Source organism: Sphingomonas sinipercae, from assembly GCF_011302055.1.
In the GTDB taxonomy this organism is placed as follows: domain Bacteria; phylum Pseudomonadota; class Alphaproteobacteria; order Sphingomonadales; family Sphingomonadaceae; genus Sphingomicrobium; species Sphingomicrobium sinipercae.
Window position 1 is genome coordinate 924049 of sequence record NZ_CP049871.1, and the last position, 16214, is coordinate 940262.

Genomic DNA, 16214 nt, shown 5'->3' on the forward strand with positions numbered 1-16214 from the left:
GGCCCTCAGCGCGACAGGCCGACCGCGCGATAGGCTTCGGCCAGCGTCGGCTCGCTCAAGTCGCGGGCCCTCGCGGCGCCGATTTCCAGCAGCCGGTCGAGTTCGCCGGGATCGCCGCGAAGCTCGACCAGGCGCGTCCGGATCGGCGCGAGTAGCGCAACCAGCGCATCGGCCAGCTCCGGTTTGAAAGTGCCGAACCCCTGGCCCGAAAAGCGCGCAAGCACCGCTTCGACGCTCTCGCCGACAATTGCGGCATAGATGCCCACCAGGTTCTTCGCTTCCGCGCGGCCGGCCAGCTCGGCAGGGTCCGCCGGCAGCGGCTCGGGATCGGTCTTCGCCTTGCGCACTTTCTGGGCGATCGTGTCGTCATCGTCGGTCAGCAGGATCCGGCTAATTTCCGAGGGGTCGGACTTGCTCATTTTCGCAGTGCCGTCGCGAAGGCTCATGACCCGCGCGGCGGTGCCGCCACCGATGTACGGTTCGGGCACGACGAACAGGTCGACGTTGAAGTCGTTGTTGAACTTGAGCGCGATGTCGCGGGTCAGTTCGATATGCTGCTTCTGGTCCTCACCCACCGGCACGTGGCTGGCGTGGTACAGCAGGATGTCGGCGGCCTGCAGCACGGGATAAGTGAAGAGCCCGACCGACGAGCCTTCCTTGTTCTTCCCCGACTTCTCCTTGAACTGGGTCATGCGGTTCAGCCAGCCGATACGCGCGGTGCCCTGAAGCACCCAGGCGAGCTGGGCGTGGGCGGGCACGGCGCTCTGGCGGAACAGGGTCGACTTCGCCGGATCGACGCCGCTGGCGATCAGAGCGGCCGCCATTTCGCGGATGTTGGACGCAAGGTCCGCGGGATCGACGTCGACGGTCAACGCGTGGAGGTCGGCAAGGAAGAACAGGCATTCCGCCTCTTCCTGCATCCGGACCCAACGCAAGATCGCGCCGAGCAGGTTGCCGAGGTGAAGCCCGCCGGTCGGCTGGATTCCGGAGACGACCCGGGTCACCGGGGTGGGAGAGGGGCTATCCAGCATCTTCGACCGGCCTCTTGCGGCGGAGCAACGTCTTGAAGGCGTCCTTGTCCATGCCGCCCAGCAACCATGCGAGCGGGAAGTAGACGGCCATGCCGACCCCGACGAGGGCGATGACGCCCAACAGGCGATGTCCGACGCCGCCGGTGAACCAGTCGCCGATGACGAACCGGACGCCGTAGATGGCGGCGGCCATGGCGGCCGCAGCCAGCAATTGCCTGACGATCCGGCTGGCCAGCCAGCGTTCGACCCGGAAATGCCCGCGGCGATGGAGGATGACGTAGAGGATCACGCAGTTGAGCCAGCTGGCGATGGCGATCGCGGCGGCGAGGCCGGCGATTCCGAACGGCGGGATCAGGATGAAGTTGAGCGCGATGTTGGCGAGCAGCACGAAAGCGGCTGTCTTCACCGGCGTCGCGGTGTCCTGCCGGGCGTAAAAGCCCGGAGTGAGGACCTTGACCAACACGTAGGCGGGAAGCCCTACGACGATCAGCGTTAGAACGGTGGCGGTGATCGACGCGTCGGCGGCCTTGAACTCGCCGCCCTGGAACAGGGCGCCGATCAGGGGTTCCGATGCAACGGCGAGTGCGACAGCGGCCGGAAGGCACAGCAGCATCGCAAGCTCGGCCGCATCGCCCTGGACCTTCGCGGCCCGGGCCGGGTCGTTGGCGCCGACAAACCGGCTGACCTGCGGCAGGATCGCAGTCCCGAGCGCGGCCCCGATGACGCCGAGCGGCAGCTGGTTGAGGCGATCGGCATAGTTGAAGATCGCCGGCGCGCCCTCGCTGATTCGGGCGAGGAAGAACGTGTCGATGAAGGCGCTGATCTGGTAGACGCCCGCGCCCAGCGTAGCTGGCACGACGACGCGCACGAATTGCCGAACGCCCGGGGTCATCCGCGGCCGCCGCAGCTTCAGGGAAATGCCGGCGCGCCTGGCGGCGAAGATCAACAGGGCAAGCTGCAGGACCCCGCCGATGGTGACGCCGATCGATAGCGCGGTGGCGGACGGCTGCCCGCCCTCCGGGACAAGGATCAGCGCCGCGAGCATCGCAAGGTTCAGAAGGGCAGGGGCGAAGGCCGCAGCCGTAAAGCGCGCGAGCGAATTCAGGATTCCCGAAAACAGCGAGACCAGGCTGATCAGCAGCAGGTACGGAAATGTGATGCGTGTAAGGAAAGTCGTGACCGCGAGCTGCTCGCCCGAATAGCCGGACAAGGCCGCCACGAAGAGCGGCATGATCAGCTCGAACACCAGTGTAAACAGCACCAGAGTCGGCAGGAAGACCGCCAGCACTTCTTCGCTGAACTGCCGCGCGTCTTTCTCGCCGCCTTCGCCGTGCAGCCGCTGGCTGAACAGCGGCACGAAGCCCGCCGAGAACGCGCCTTCGCCGAACAGGCGGCGGAATGTGTTGGGAAGCCGGAAGGCGATGACGAATGCGGACGCTTCGGCGCTGGCGCCAAGAATCCGGCTCATCAGCATCTCGCGGGCGAAACCCGCGATCCGGCTGACCATGGTCAAGCCGCCGATCGTGCCCGTGGCCTTGACGAGGTTCATTGGCGCAGCCGCCCTGTCAGAGCCGCCGGTTTAGGCGTCGGTCGAACCTTCGACGGCGGGCGTGGCCCCGCCTCCGGCGCCCTCGCCCTGCTGCGCCTGCACCTGGTTCATGTAAGCGGCGGCGAAGTCGATCGGGTCGAGCAGGAGCGGCGCAAAGCCGGTGTTCTGGATCGAATCGGCGACGATCTGGCGCGCGAACGGGAACAGCAGGCGCGGCGCTTCGATCAGCAGGAAGGGCGCCATCGCTTCTTCCGGCAGGTTGCGGATGCCAAACAGGCCCGCGTAGGTCAGGTCGACGAGGAAGTGGGTCCCTTGCGCCGACGTCGCCTTCACCTCGATCTTGAGCGAGACTTCGTGGACGTCGGTCTGGACGTTGTTGACGTTGAGCTGGAACTGGACGTCGAGGCCCGGCTGTTCCTGCCACTGGAAGACCTGGGGAGAGCTTGGGCTCTCGACCGACAAGTCCTTCACATATTGCGCGATGGTCGCGACCTGCGGCTGGTCCTCTGCACCGTCGGCGCCGTTGCCAGCGGGGTTCGGATCCTGGTCAGCCATGCTATTTCGCCTCAATATCTGATGTTGGGGAGCCGGACGGATGCCAGCTGCGTTATCGGCAGGGCGCCTAGCAGCCGGTGAAATGGGGTGCAATGGCGCCGACACGTGCGAACGGCCACTTTGAATCCTGTTCGCTTGCGCACTATGTTGATTTGAAACTCTTGGCTCTGGAACCGCTCTTTTGACCCTGATTGTCATCCTCGCGCTGATCGCATTGTTCGTCGGCCTGCGGCTTTACAGCGTGCTTGGCGAACGGACCGGGCATGAACAGCAGCCGATCCTGAAGCCGGCCGATCCCGATGCTCGGGTCGAGCCGCGGCCGGCCGCACCCTCTGCGATGCCGCAACCGGCGAGCGACCCGGCCGACCTTGCGTACCTGCCGATGGCGGGGCCCGGCGTTCGCGCGCTGCTTGCCGCCGATCCGGCGTTCGACGTTGCCCGGTTTCTCGACGGCGCCAAGGCGGCTTACCGGATGATCCTGGAAGCTTACTGGAAAGGCGACATGGAGGCGGTTCGTCCTTACGTGGACGATAATGTGTTCGACACTTTCGCCTCCTCGGTCGAGCAGCGGAAGGCGGACGGCCTGGTCGTCGATAACCGCATCGTCGCCATCGAGCAGGCGGTGATTGCTTCGGCGACGCTCGAGCAAAGCGTCGCGTTCGTTACCGTCCGGCTTGAAGCCGACATTGCCGCGGTGACCCGCAATGCGGCGGCGGAAGTCGTCGCCGGGTCGATGAGCGATGCCGTCCAGACGCGCGACCTGTGGACCTTCCGCCGCGACATCGGCGCGCGCGATCCCAATTGGCTCCTGGTCGAAACAGACGAGGAAGAGTGAGGTTCGCCGCGCGCGCAGCCGCGCTTGCTTCTTTGTTGTTCGTCGCTGCCTGCGCCACCAAGCCGGCGCAGCCGCCGGTCGGCCAGCCGCCAGTGGTTCAGCCACCGGTGAGCCAACCGCCGGTCGTGCAGCCGCCGCTCGTCGAACCGCCCAAGCCGGCGACGGCGCGGGAAGCGGGAATCCTGCTTGCTGCTCCGCAACTGATCGGCGCCGAGCAGGCAGCCCGCGCGCTTGCTGCCTTTCGGATCAGTTGCCGGTCGGTCCGCACCCGCGCGGACGCATCCGGCCTCGCCAATCCCGCCGATTGGGTGGCGGTGTGTGCGGAAGCGGCAACGATCACGCCGCTGCAAGCGCCGGCCTTCTTCCGGGAGCGCTTCGACTGGGTCCAGGTCGGGGACGGCAAGGCGTTCGCGACCGGCTATTACGAGCCGGAAATTGCCGGCTCGCCGACGCCGCTGCCGGGCTACGTCCCAATCTATCGCACGCCGCCCGATCTCATTCGTTGCACGCGGGCCGACGGGCAGACTGGCCGCGGCCGGATCGACGCCAACGGCGCCTGCGTCTTTTATTACGACCGCCCGCAGATCGAAGATGGCGCCTTGGTCGGCAAGGGCCTTGAAATCGCCTGGGCCGCCGACCCGATCGAGCTGTTCTTCCTGCAGATCCAGGGCTCCGGCCGAGTCCGATTCCCGGACGGCAGCATCTTGCGAATCGGTTACGACAATCAGAACGGCCGCGAATATGTCGCCATTGGGCGCCAGCTGCGGGAGCGCGGGATCCTGCCGCCCGGCGGGGCCAACATGGACGCGATCGTCGCGTGGATGCGCGCCAACCCGGAGCAGGGCCGGGCGCTGATGCGGGAAAACCTGTCCTATATCTTCTTCAAGGTGCTGACCGGGCCGGGCCCGCTGGGCGCGCTTGGCGTGCCAGTGACGGAGCGGACGACGGTTGCCGCCGATCCGAAATTCGTGCCGCTGGGCGCACCGATCTTCATGCGGGTCGACCGCCCGGAGGCGAACGGGCTGTGGGTCGCGCAGGACACCGGCGGCGCCATCAAGGGCGCCAACCGCTTCGACACCTTCTGGGGCGCCGGCGATTACGCAAAGCGCACCGCCGGCGGCATGTCGGCTTCGGGACAAGCGCTGATCCTCTTGCCCAAGGGCGCAGCCCAGCGTGCGCTCGCTAGGCCCTGAAGAGGCCGAGCTCTGGTCGCGGGTGACCGCGACGATCCGACCGCTTTCCCGCGACGCTCCAGAGAAGCCGGCAGCAACGCGCCAATTGCAGGCTGAGCCCACTGTCGCTGCTGCGCCGCGCGGGCGCACCCCCGCGCCGCGCGCTCCCGTTGCGGTGAAGCAGCGGTCCCGGACGCACGCGGATGCGACGCTCGATGCGGCGTGGGACCGACGCCTCCGGTCCGGCACCGTCCAGCCGGACCGGACCATCGACCTACATGGGCGCAATCTCGACCAGGCGTGGCAGGCGATTGACGACGGGCTCGACCGGGCGATCGGCGCCGGGGACCGGTTGCTGCTGCTGATTACCGGGCACGCGCGGGCTGGGGCGCCGCCGGTGCAGCGCGGGAAGATCCGCGCCGCGGTGCACGATTGGCTGGCCGCGTCGCGCCACAGCGGCCGCATCGCCGCGGTCAGGGGCGCGCACCAGCGGCACGGTGGCGGGGGCAGCCTTTACATCGTCCTTCGCCGCGCTCGCTAGGCACTCCACTTTTTCTTAACCGATCCCGTTTAATCCGCATGTCCGGCGGGAAAGTCCGCCAAGCGGGGCGCAAGAATACTTCCGATGCAACCAGGCATGGCGCAGAAGATCAGCAACGCGGTGCTGTCGACCGCGGCCGGCGTGGCGTCCTTCGTCTTTTCGCTCGCGACCCTGCTGTACCTGACCGAGCTCGACACCAAGATCTTGGCCTCGCTGATTGCCGGTACATTTTGCTTGTTAATCAGCTACATAGCGTCGGAACGCCCCAATAGCGAAAGCGCCCGGGCGCTTTCGACGCTGGCCGAACGGCTGCTCGCGGTCGAAGACGGCGACCTGGTCTCCCCTGCACCGCCGGCCGTCCGCAAGACGATGCCGAAGCTCGCTGCGGCGGTCGACCGCCTGTTTTCCGAAGTGCGCGCCTCGATCGAAAACGCCCATGCGCTGGGCATGTACGACCCGGTCACCTCGCTTCCGAACCGACTCCATTTCCGCTCCGAAGCCGACAAGTTGCTTGGGGGCATTCCGGCAGGCGAAATGTCGGCGATGCTGTTCGTCGACCTCGATCGCTTCAAATCGGTCAATGACAGCCTTGGCCATGCGCGCGGCGACCAGCTGTTGATCATGGTCGCAAACCGCCTGCGGGTGGTCGTGACGAACGAGATGGGGGGCGGGGCCACCAAGCGGCCGCTGCTTGCGCGCCTTGCAGGCGACGAATTCACGATCTTCTTCCCGGCCGTCAAATCGGCCGATGAGATCGAGCGGGTGGCGCGCCGGGTCGCGATGGCGATCGCCGAGCCGTTTGAGCTATATGGCCACAGCGTGGATATCGGTGCTTCGGTCGGCGTTTCGATCAGCCCGGAACATGGCGCCAGCATCGAGGCGCTGATGCGCGCCGCGGATATCGCCATGTACCGCGCCAAGGCCCGTGGCGGCGGCCAGCATTGCTTGTTCAACGAAGAATTGGCGGCCGAGCACCAGGACAAGATCGAAACCGAGCGCGCGCTGAACGAGGCGCTGCTTCGCGGCGAGCTGGAACTGGCGCTGCAGCCGCAGTTGAGCCTGGTCAGCGGCGAAGTCGTCGGCGCCGAAGCGCTGCTGCGCTGGAACCATCCGCGCGACGGACTGCGCATGCCCGATACCTTTATTCCGATCGCCGAGCGCACCGGCATGATCAGTGAAGTCGGCGATTGGGTGACCAGCGAAGTCGCGCTGATGCTTGCGGGCTGGCAGCGCGATGGTGCCGCACACCGGATTTCTTTCAATGTCAGCCCGCGCCAGCTCGACCGCGCCGACTTCTTCACGCGCCTGCGCCAATCCTTTGCCGAACGGGACGTGCCGCTATCGCTGATCGAGCTCGAGTTCATCGAGAGCGCGGCGATGGAAGCGAGCGAGGCTGTGCTGGCCGAGATCGCCGCCCTTCGGCGCGACGGAGCGCGGATCGCGATCGACGACTTCGGGACCGGCTATTCCAACATCGCGCGCTTGCGCTCGATGCCGCTCGACCGGGTCAAGCTCGACCCATCGCTGATCAGCGACATCGAAACCTGCGAAAAGGCGCGGGTGGTGGTGCAGGCGGTCATTCACCTGGTCCATGGCGTCGGCTGCGAAATCGTTGCTGAAGCGGTGGAAACCGCCGCGCAGGCCGACATCCTGCGCGCGATGGGCTGCCAGACCGTCCAGGGCTACGTCTTCGCGCAGCCGATGCGGGAAGGCGAATATCGCTCGTGGGTCCGCCATGCCGGCGGCCTGTCCCGGTCGGTGGCTTAGCCCACGACCTTGCGCAGGGCGCGCGCGTAAATCCGGGCCAGCGCACGAATATCCTCAACCGCGGCACATTCGCCCACCTTGTGCATGGTCGCGTTCGGCAAGCCGAAATCGACGACCGGGCAAAGCTGGATCAGAAACCGCCCATCGGACGTTCCGCCACTGGTCGAAAGCTCGGGCTTCGCCCCCGTTTCCTCCTCGATCGCGCTGACGACGACGTCGAACAGCTCGCCGGGCGGAGTCAGGAACGCTTCGCCCGAGATTCGCGCACGCACCGTCGCTCCTGGCGCCTCGCGTGCCGCAACCTCTTCGACCATGCGGACCAGGTCCTCGCCGCGCTGAAGGTTGTTGAAGCGGATATTGAGCTGCGCCGTGGCGCTTCCGGGAATGACGTTGCTGGCGTGGGTCGGCGTGTCGATGCCGGTGAATTCCAGGTTCGACGGCGGGAAGGCGTCCGTGCCGTCGTCGAGATGAACCGAATCGAGGGCGGCGATGACCCGGGCGAGCGGGCCGATCGGGTTGGTCGCGCGGTGCGGGTAAGCGACGTGCCCCTGCACGCCCGGGACGTCGATCCACATGTTGGCCGACCCGCGGCGGCCGATCTTGATCGTATCGCCAAGCCGGTCGACCGAGGTCGGCTCGCCGATCAGGATCATGTCCGGCCGGATGCCGCGTTCATTGAGCCAGTCGATGATCCGCGGGGTGCCGTAGGTCGCATAGCCTTCCTCATCGCCCGTGATGAGCAATGAGATCGTCCCGCGCGCCTGCCCGATGCTTGCGACTGCGGCGACGAAAGCGGCAATCGCCGACTTCATGTCGTTGGCGCCGCGTCCGACCAGCAACCCGTCGGCAATGGCCGCGTGGTACGGGTCGCCGACCCAGCCTTCGCCGGCAGGCACGACGTCCAGGTGCCCGGCAAAGCCGAAATGGGGCGAGCCCTCGCCGCGGATCGCCACCATATTCTCGGTCGGCCCGTCCGGCGCTTCGCCCATCACCCAGCGGTGGACGGTGAAGCCGAGCGGAGTGAGCGCTTGTTCCAGCACATCGAACACTTCGCCGCGCGCGGGCGTGACGCTCGCGCAGTTGATGAGTTGCGATGCGAGACTTACTGGATCGATATCGGCCATGCCGCGGCCTAGCAAACGAGCAACGGGGATGCACCATGCCCAAAATCGACCTCGATCGGATCGAACCGACCAACCGGACGGGCTATCCCGCGCCATATGACCGGGAGGTCGCGGGACGCTGGCAGCGGCCGCTGGCCCAAGCCGCGGGAATCACCGAGTTCGGCGTCCGCCAGGTCACGCTGAAGCCGGGCGCCTGGTCGAGCCAGCGGCACTGGCACGACAATGAAGATGAATTCCTGGTCATGCTTTCCGGGCAGGCGGTGCTGGTCGAGGATGAAGGGCGGACGGTGCTTGGCGCCGGCGACTGTGTCGGCTGGCGCAAGGGCACCGGAAACGGGCATCATTTGCGCAACGAAAGCGATTCCGACTGTGTGTTCGTCGTGGTCGGCGGCGGTGAGTGCACGGGCGGCGGCTATTCCGATATCGACATGCTGTTCACCGCCGACGGCACGTACGTCCACAAGGACGGGACGCCCTATTAAGCGGCGTCGTTTTCGCTTTCATATTGGTCGATCACCCAAGGCTCGTCCTGCGCCTTGTCGATCCAGTCGTTCACGTCCGGATGGGACAGCACCGCTTTCATGTAGAGCGCGGCGAACGGCGGCATCGGCACGCCGTAGGTGATGAAGCGGGTGACGACCGGCGCGAACATGATGTCGGCCGCGCAATACCGCCCGAACAGGAAATCGCCGCCGCCGCCGTAACGCGCGCGAGCCTGCGCCCATAGCTGCAGGATGCGGTTGATCTCGTCACGGACATCGTCGGAAAGCTTGATTGGCGGGTAGGTTCGCCGGACATTCATCGTCAGCTCGCGGCGAAGGTTGGCGAAGCTGGAATGCATTTCCGCAGCCATCGACCGGGCCATTCCGCGTGCCGCCGCATCTTCCGGCCAGAACACTTCGCTTCCGACCCGGTCGGCGAGGAATTCGATGATCGCCAGGCTGTCCCAGACGACGCAATCGCCGTCCCACAGGATCGGCACCTTGCCGAGCGAGGGGGCAAATTCGTCACCCTGCCGGTGACGCTCCCATTCTTCGCCGAACATCGGCACGACCAGTTCCTCGAACGACTCGCCCGACTGCTTGCAGGCGAGCCAGCCGCGCATCGACCAGCTGGAATAAGCGCGATTGCCGATGATGAGCTTCAACGGGCGTTCCTATTGGTTGGCGGCTTCGAGGATTGCTGTACGCAACTCGGCGATGCCGGCGCCGGTTTCGCTGGAGGTCGCGAATAATTGCGGATGCGCCGCAGGCCGCTTCGCCGCTTCGTCGCGAGTCGCGGCGAAGACCGTTTCGAGTTCGGTCCGCTTTACCTTGTCGGACTTGGTCAGCACCAAATGGTAACCGACCGCCGCCCCGTCGAGCATGTCCATGACTTCACGGTCGACCGGCTTGATCCCGTGGCGCGAGTCGATCAGCACCAGCGCGCGCTTCAGCGCGGCTCGACCGCGCAGGAAGTCGTTGACCAGGAATCGCCAGCGCTTGACCAGGTCCCTTGGCGCTTCGGCAAAGCCGTAGCCGGGCATGTCGACCAGCCGCATCTGCAGCGGCTCGCCGACGTCGAAGAAATTGAGCTCCTGCGTCCGTCCCGGCGTGTTCGACGTGCGAGCCAGGCTCTTGCGGTTGGTCAACGCGTTGAGCAGCGAGCTCTTGCCGACGTTCGAACGGCCAGCGAAGGCGATTTCCGGCGCCGTCGGGTCGGGAATGAACTGCAGCGACGGCGCCGATTTCAAAAAGGCGATCGGCCCCGAAAACAGCTTGCGCGCTGCCTCTGCGAGCTCTGCCCGGTCGTCTTCCACGTCAGGTCTTAACCGGATGGGTGTCGGACAAATGCAGGCCGAACCGCCGGTACAGCCACCATTGCTGAGCGATCGTCAGGATGTTCGACGTCACCCAGTAAAGCACCAGCCCGGCCGCGAACGGCGCCAGCACGAACATCATGATCCACGGCATCCAGGCGAAGATCGCCTGCTGCGCCGGGTCCATCTGCTGCGGGTTGAGCTTGAACTGCAGCCACATGGTCACGCCAAGCAGGATCGGCAGCAGGCCCAGCGCAAGGAAGTGCGGCGGCGTGAAGTCGAGCAGGCCGAACAGGTTGACCGGAGTCAGCGGGTCCGGCGCGGACAGGTCCTTGATCCACAAGGCAAACGGCTGGTGGCGCATTTCCACCGATACCATCAGCACCTTATACAGCGCATAGAAGACTGGGATTTGCAGAAGGATCGGAAGGCAGCCCGCCGCCGGGTTGATCTTTTCCTGCTGATAAAGCTTCAGCATTTCCTGCTGCTGCTTCTGCTTGTCGTTCTTGAAGCGCTCCTGCATCGCCTTGATCTTCGGCTGCACCCTGCGCATCGCCGCCATCGACGCGAATTGCTTCTGCGCGATCGGGAACATCAGCAGTCGGACGATGAAGGTCAGGCAGATGATGGCCACGCCGAAGTTACCGGTGACCTTGAACAGCCAGTTCAAGAGGTCGGCAATCGGCCGCATGAACCATTCGAACCAACCCCAATCGATCGACTTGGACAGCTTGGGAATGCCCGCGTCCTCGTAACGGTCGAGCAGCGCCTTTTCCTTGGCGCCGGCGAACAGGCGAGTCTTGGTCGTTACCGTCGCCCCCGGGGCAACCACCTGCGGCGCGGCCGCATAGTCGGCCTGGTAACCGCCACTCGGCGTGCCGCGGAAGCTTGCGGCGATCGGCGCATTCCCGGCCGGCGCAAGCGCTGTCAGCCAATATTTGTCGGTGAAGCCAAGCCAGCCGCCATTGCTCGATACGGACTTCGACTTGCCGCCGTTAAGCGTGTCCCAATCGACCCCATATTCGGCCGATCCGCCAAGGAAGCCGAGCGGACCGACGTGCATCGTCCAGCTGGTGGCGTCTTTCGACTTGTCGGCGCGGCTGAGCAGCCCATAGGGACGAACCGCGATGGCGCCCGTGCCGCCGTTGGCGACCTGCTGCTGGACGCTGAATAGATAATCCTGGTCGACGCCGATGGTGATGGCGAAGCGCTGGCCGGTGGCGTTGCTCGCGGTCAGCGTGACCGGCTTGCCGGGCTCAAGGACCGGCGCGCTTGCCGTCCAGACCGTGTCGGGACCCGGCAGCTTGGCCCCTTCGCCGCTCCACCCGAACGAAGCGAAGTAAGCGTCGGGTGCGCCGGCGGGCGAGAGCAGCCGGACCGGCGGCGAATCGGCGCCGATCGACTGCCGCTCGCGCTGCAGGACGAGGTCGTCGATGCGCGCACCCTTGAGGTTGATCGAACCGCTCAGGCGTGGCGTGCGGATTTGCACCCGCGGCGTTTCGCCAAGCACCTGGGCCCTGGCGCGGATCTTCGGCGGGGTTTGGACCACCGGCCCCGCGCTCGGCTGCTCCACCGGCTTCACGGTCCCGTTTTCGACCTTTTGGGTCTGCGGCGCGGCGGTCGGGAAGAACCGGTCGGAAAGGAAGCTCCAGCCGAGCAGCACGAGGGCGCTCAGCACCAAGGCGAGAATCATGTTGCGATTGTCGTTCACGCGGGTCGGATCCTCGAAATGGTCATGGGACGGGGTCGAAACCTTGGCCGCCCCAGGGATTGCAGCGAAGGATTCGCTTCAAGGCAAGCCAGCTGCCCTTGGCCGCCCCGTAGCGCGTCCAGGCAGTGATCGCATAGGCCGAACAACTCGGCTGGAAGCGGCAGCTTGGCGGGAGCACCTGGCTCGGGCCCTTCTGCCAGCCGCGGGCGACCAGGATCAAAAGCCGGCTGATCACGGTGCGACCCGCTGCAAGGCGCGGGTTAGGTCTTCGCGAAGCAGGCCGAAGTCGCGTTCGATGCCGCTGCTGCGACCGATCATCACATGGTCGGAGCCATCGAAGCCGCGCGCCGGGAGAATTTCGCGGGCAAGCGCCCGGAAACGCCGCTTCATGCGGTTGCGAACGACGGCGTTGCCGATTTTCTTGGTGACGGTGAACCCGACGCGCTTGGCCGAATCGCCGTCCTTGCGGTCGCGGACCAGAAGCACGAAGCCAGCAGTCGCCGCTCGCCGGCCCGAGTTGGCGGCGAGGAAATCGGCGCGTTGCTTGAGGATCGAAGGGAAGGCTAGGCGCTGAGCTTGTTGCGGCCGCGGTTGCGGCGCGCATTCAGGACCTTGCGACCGCCGACCGTCGCCATGCGCGCGCGGAAGCCGTGGCGGCGTGCGCGGACCAGGTTGCTCGGTTGAAAGGTGCGCTTCATCGCTCATGCCCTTGAAAACTTGATTTTCAAAAATGAAAAGGGCCGCCGTTGGGCAGCCGCTGTCGGTCGCGCCAGTAGGGCAGGCGACCCGCGAAGTCAATCATTACAGGGCTCGCTGGGTAGCTGTTGCTGGCTCTCCCGACGCTTCTGCATTTCCTTGCGCCGCTGCGCGCTCTTCCGGCGCAGCGCCCAGTCGCCCCAGCGGCCCGCCAGCGGCTGCCAGCGCTTGACCCGCACGTAATTGCGCTTCGCCCACATGCTGGTCTTCAGGATCAGCGCCAGCCCGGGGCGATGAAAAAGACCCCGCCGGGCCCGGGAAGCGGCGAAATGATGATCCCGATGATGACGAGGATGATGCCGAAGATGAACAGCAAAGTCTCGCCAAGCGGCGAGTCGAAAAATGCGCTGAACCGGCTTCGGCGAGTCATGCCTTTCATGTGGTCGAGCGATGCCCCGCTCGCAAGGGCGCTTGCGGAAGAACCGTTCCGCGGGCTAGCCGTGCGATGCCGAGCTAGGGGGACAGTTGCGTGCTTGCGAATGGCTGATTGAGCGGGGGCGGCCCTGATGGTCGCTACCGTCGCCACTGTCGCCTACCTCGGGCTCGAAGCCCGCGCCGTCGAAGTGCAGGTCCAGCTTGCGTCCGGGTTACCGGCCTTCGTCATTGTTGGCTTGCCGGACAAGGCCGTGGCCGAAAGCCGCGAGCGGGTTCGCGCCGCCCTGGCCGCAATCGGGCTCGCGCTCCCACCCAAGCGAATCACGGTGAACCTCTCGCCGGCCGACCTGCCCAAGGAAGGCTCCCATTTTGACCTTCCCATCGCGCTTGGCCTGCTCGCGGCGATCGGCGCCGCCGACGCCGAGGCGCTGTCGCACTATGTGGCGGTGGGGGAGCTGTGCCTCGACGGCCGGATTGCGTCGTCGCCTGGCGTCCTGCTTGCGGCGCTGCATGCGTCCGGGGCCGACAAGGGCCTGATCTGCCCCGCCGCACAGGGCAGCGAGGCAAGCTGGGCCGGGCAGTTGGAGGTGCTCGCCGCGCCCGACCTGCTGGCGCTGCTTGCGCATTTGAAGGGCTCGGCCCTGCTCGCGGCGCCATCGCCGGCCGAAGCCGAGCCGGCCGACCGTGGCCCCGACCTGGCGCAAGTGAAAGGGCAGGAAGTCGCCAAGCGCGCGCTGGAGATCGCCGCGGCCGGCGGTCACAATTTGCTGATGAGCGGACCGCCGGGGGCAGGAAAGTCGCTGCTCGCCGCCTGCCTGCCGCGAATCCTGCCGCCGCTGGAGCCGGCGGAAGCGCTGGAAGTGTCGATGGTCGCGTCGGTCGCGGGCGAACTGGATGGCGGCAAGATCCGGCGTCGCCGTCCCTTCCGCGCGCCGCATCATAGCGCGTCGATGCCGGCGCTGGTCGGCGGCGGCCTGAAGGTGCGCCCGGGCGAGATCAGCCTTGCCCATCTCGGCGTGCTGTTCCTCGACGAGCTTCCCGAGTTCCAGCGCCAGGTGCTGGATTCGCTGCGGCAGCCGCTGGAGACCGGGAATGTCAGCGTCGCCCGGGCCAACACTCACGTCACCTTTCCGGCGCGCGTACAGCTGGTCGCGGCGATGAATCCCTGCCGTTGCGGGCATCTTGGCGATCCGGCGCTGGCGTGCAGCCGGGCGCCGCGCTGCGCCGCCGATTATCAGGCGCGGGTCTCCGGGCCCTTGCTCGATCGAATCGACCTGCACGTCGATGTGCAGGGCGTATCGGCCGCCGACTTGACGCTGCCGCCGCCGGCGGAAGGAAGCGAGCAAGTCGCGTCGCGGGTCGCCGCCGCACGCGCGGTCCAGTCACGCCGCTTCAACGGTTCCGGGGTGAGGACCAACGCCGAGGCCGACGGAGACTTGCTCGATCGCGTCGCCACGCCGGACGAAGCGGGGCGCAAGCTTTTGGCCGATGCGGCAACCGCGATGCGACTATCGGCGCGCGGCTTCCACCGCGTCCTTCGCGTCGCCCGCACGATCGCCGACTTGGCGGGCGCGGAGCAGGTCGGCCGAATCCACATCGCCGAAGCGCTGAGTTATCGCCGGCAGGCACCGCGCAATTGATCTGGCGAAGGCTCTCGCCTAGCTAAGCCGTGTCGCAGTGCCCCTGTGGCGGAATGGTAGACGCGCTCGACTCAAAATCGAGTTCTTCACGGAGTGTCCGTTCGAGTCGGACCAGGGGCACCACTGCTGCTGGTAGCTACAGTGCGACTTGGCTATGCTCAGCCGCGATGGACGCGCGCACCCGAAAAAAAGAGATTGAGGCGAGCGTCGACGCGCATGTCATCGCCGATGCCTTCACCGCCAAGCGTGACCGCCTGCTGGCCGCATTGGCGCTGATTGCCGGCGTCGGCCTCATCATCGCCCTTCCGTTTGCATTGCGCGGCGGCGCCGAATTCTTTTTGCCGGTCACCGCGGCGATGGTCATCGCGATCGCGCTGGTGCCTCTGCTGGAATGGTTCGAACGGCGCGGCATCCCGCCGGCCTTATCGGCCGCTTTATGCGTATTCCTGTTCCTGACCCTGGTGCTGTTCGCCATCGGGTCGATCGTCATTCCGGCGATCGACTGGGTCGCGTTGATCCCGAAGCGGATCGACAAGGTGCGGACGGCGATGGAGCCGTTGCTCGACCTCTACAAAAACCTGGAGCGGTTCGTCGATCGTACAACGGCCCAGATCGTGACTGCCGAAAGCGGACGCACGGTGCGGCTGGAAACGCCCAATTCGATGCTGGACCTGCTGACGACCTCGGCCCCGCACGCGATTATCCAGCTGTTCTTCGCCTTGCTGGTGATCTTCTTTTTCCTTTCCGGCTGGACCGGGATGCGCAAGCGCACGATCGTCAGCCGGGGAAGCTTCGAAGGCGCGCTGACGACTGCCCGAGTGATCCAGCAGGTGGTGGATTCGACCTCGACCTATCTGGGTACGATCACGCTCATCAATGTCACGCTCGGCGCGCTGACCGCGCTGATCATCTGGCAGCTGGGCATGACTTCGCCGCTGATGTGGGGCGGCATCGTCGCGGTTCTGAACTACATCCCTTACCTTGGCCCGATCGCTTCGGCGGGCCTGCTGTTCTTCGGCGGGCTGATGGTGTTTCCCGACGCCTGGTCGGCGCTATTGCCGCCCTTGGTGTTCGTCGCGCTTCACATGATCGAAGCCAACTTCATCACGCCGATGATTGTCGGCAAGCGGCTGACCATCAACCCGTTGGCTATCCTCGTGTCGCTCAGCTTCTGGGCATGGGTGTGGGGCACGACCGGTGCATTGCTGGCAGTGCCGCTGCTGATCATCATGAAGCAGATCTTTTCGGCTGCCGGAACGCCCGACATCGCCGGCTTCCTGTTCGAACATGGCACGTTGACGCATGTCGGCGAGGAAGTTGAAGACGACGCCGTTGACAGTGCCAAGGGCGTCACCTAGGT

At 66.0% G+C, this 16214-nt stretch carries 19 protein-coding genes and 1 tRNA gene; 8 read left to right on the top strand and 12 right to left on the bottom strand.

Going from position 1 to position 16214, the window contains the following annotated elements; translation table 11 throughout:
* Positions 1-5: 5 nt before the first annotated feature.
* The 3 genes from trpS to secB are packed head-to-tail and all read right to left on the bottom strand — an operon-like array spanning position 6 to position 3135.
* Positions 6-1031 (bottom strand): tryptophan--tRNA ligase, encoded by a 1026-nt coding sequence (trpS, locus tag G7078_RS04775; RefSeq protein ID WP_166093529.1) that lies wholly within the window; start codon positions 1029-1031, stop codon positions 6-8.
* On the bottom strand, positions 1021-2580 hold the full coding sequence (gene murJ / locus G7078_RS04780) for a murein biosynthesis integral membrane protein MurJ (RefSeq protein ID WP_166093531.1): 1560 nt from the start codon (positions 2578-2580) through the stop codon (positions 1021-1023). The genes trpS and murJ overlap by 11 nt, the downstream gene beginning before the upstream one ends.
* Positions 2581-2610: 30 nt before the next feature.
* Positions 2611-3135 (bottom strand): protein-export chaperone SecB, encoded by a 525-nt coding sequence (gene secB / locus G7078_RS04785; RefSeq protein ID WP_166093533.1) that lies wholly within the window; start codon positions 3133-3135, stop codon positions 2611-2613.
* Between the two features lie 181 nt (positions 3136-3316).
* On the opposite strand from secB, the gene G7078_RS04790 reads away from it, so the two are divergent.
* The 4 genes from G7078_RS04790 to G7078_RS04805 all read left to right on the top strand — a co-directional run bounded on the left by G7078_RS04790 (position 3317) and on the right by G7078_RS04805 (position 7450).
* Positions 3317-3970, top strand: a complete 654-nt coding sequence (locus tag G7078_RS04790) for a Tim44/TimA family putative adaptor protein (protein ID WP_166093536.1) — start codon at positions 3317-3319, stop codon at positions 3968-3970.
* Positions 3967-5163, top strand: coding sequence for a murein transglycosylase A (gene mltA, locus G7078_RS04795; protein WP_166093538.1), 1197 nt, complete (start codon positions 3967-3969; stop codon positions 5161-5163). Before G7078_RS04790 ends, mltA begins: the two co-directional genes overlap by 4 nt.
* Before the next feature lie 154 nt (positions 5164-5317).
* Complete coding sequence (locus G7078_RS04800; RefSeq protein ID WP_343037798.1) at positions 5318-5683, top strand: Smr/MutS family protein; 366 nt, start codon at positions 5318-5320, stop codon at positions 5681-5683.
* A 96-nt stretch (positions 5684-5779) separates the two neighbouring features.
* A complete protein-coding gene (locus G7078_RS04805; RefSeq protein WP_166093543.1) occupies positions 5780-7450 on the top strand; it encodes a putative bifunctional diguanylate cyclase/phosphodiesterase in 1671 nt (556 codons plus the stop codon).
* Here the strand turns inward: G7078_RS04805 and dapE are convergent.
* Positions 7447-8574, bottom strand: a complete 1128-nt coding sequence (gene dapE / locus G7078_RS04810; protein ID WP_166093546.1) for a succinyl-diaminopimelate desuccinylase — start codon at positions 8572-8574, stop codon at positions 7447-7449. The two genes, G7078_RS04805 and dapE, sit on opposite strands and share 4 nt — an antisense overlap.
* Before the next feature lie 35 nt (positions 8575-8609).
* Here dapE and G7078_RS04815 point away from each other — a divergent pair, with 35 nt between their 5' ends.
* Positions 8610-9056, top strand: a complete 447-nt coding sequence (locus G7078_RS04815) for a cupin domain-containing protein (RefSeq protein ID WP_166093548.1) — start codon at positions 8610-8612, stop codon at positions 9054-9056.
* Here G7078_RS04815 and G7078_RS04820 read toward each other — a convergent pair.
* The 8 genes from G7078_RS04820 to G7078_RS04855 all read right to left on the bottom strand — a co-directional run bounded on the left by G7078_RS04820 (position 9053) and on the right by G7078_RS04855 (position 13209).
* Positions 9053-9721, bottom strand: a complete 669-nt coding sequence (locus tag G7078_RS04820) for a glutathione S-transferase family protein (protein WP_166093550.1) — start codon at positions 9719-9721, stop codon at positions 9053-9055. The two genes, G7078_RS04815 and G7078_RS04820, sit on opposite strands and share 4 nt — an antisense overlap.
* Before the next feature lie 9 nt (positions 9722-9730).
* Positions 9731-10372, bottom strand: coding sequence for a ribosome biogenesis GTP-binding protein YihA/YsxC (gene yihA / locus G7078_RS04825; RefSeq protein WP_166093553.1), 642 nt, complete (start codon positions 10370-10372; stop codon positions 9731-9733).
* A gap of 1 nt (position 10373) precedes the next feature.
* On the bottom strand, positions 10374-12083 hold the full coding sequence (gene yidC / locus G7078_RS04830; protein WP_166093556.1) for a membrane protein insertase YidC: 1710 nt from the start codon (positions 12081-12083) through the stop codon (positions 10374-10376).
* 22 nt (positions 12084-12105) lie between these two features.
* A complete protein-coding gene (yidD, locus tag G7078_RS04835) occupies positions 12106-12318 on the bottom strand; it encodes a membrane protein insertion efficiency factor YidD (RefSeq protein WP_166093558.1) in 213 nt (70 codons plus the stop codon).
* Positions 12315-12635, bottom strand: a complete 321-nt coding sequence (rnpA, locus tag G7078_RS04840; RefSeq protein ID WP_166096146.1) for a ribonuclease P protein component — start codon at positions 12633-12635, stop codon at positions 12315-12317. Before rnpA ends, yidD begins: the two co-directional genes overlap by 4 nt.
* An 11-nt stretch (positions 12636-12646) precedes the next feature.
* A complete protein-coding gene (gene rpmH, locus G7078_RS04845) occupies positions 12647-12781 on the bottom strand; it encodes a 50S ribosomal protein L34 (protein WP_166096143.1) in 135 nt (44 codons plus the stop codon).
* A gap of 96 nt (positions 12782-12877) precedes the next feature.
* A complete protein-coding gene (locus G7078_RS04850; RefSeq protein ID WP_166093561.1) occupies positions 12878-13039 on the bottom strand; it encodes a hypothetical protein in 162 nt (53 codons plus the stop codon).
* A 14-nt stretch (positions 13040-13053) separates the two neighbouring features.
* Entirely contained in the window at positions 13054-13209 is a 156-nt protein-coding gene (locus tag G7078_RS04855) for a hypothetical protein (protein WP_166093563.1), read from the bottom strand.
* A gap of 136 nt (positions 13210-13345) precedes the next feature.
* Here G7078_RS04855 and G7078_RS04860 point away from each other — a divergent pair, with 136 nt between their 5' ends.
* From G7078_RS04860 to G7078_RS04870, 3 genes are all read left to right on the top strand, one after another.
* Positions 13346-14854: a YifB family Mg chelatase-like AAA ATPase gene (locus G7078_RS04860; RefSeq protein WP_166093565.1), complete on the top strand. Its 1509-nt coding sequence runs from the start codon at positions 13346-13348 to the stop codon at positions 14852-14854.
* A 39-nt stretch (positions 14855-14893) separates the two neighbouring features.
* Positions 14894-14977 (top strand) — tRNA-Leu (locus G7078_RS04865).
* A gap of 44 nt (positions 14978-15021) precedes the next feature.
* Positions 15022-16212 (top strand): AI-2E family transporter, encoded by a 1191-nt coding sequence (locus tag G7078_RS04870; RefSeq protein WP_166093567.1) that lies wholly within the window; start codon positions 15022-15024, stop codon positions 16210-16212.
* Positions 16213-16214 lie beyond the last annotated feature (2 nt).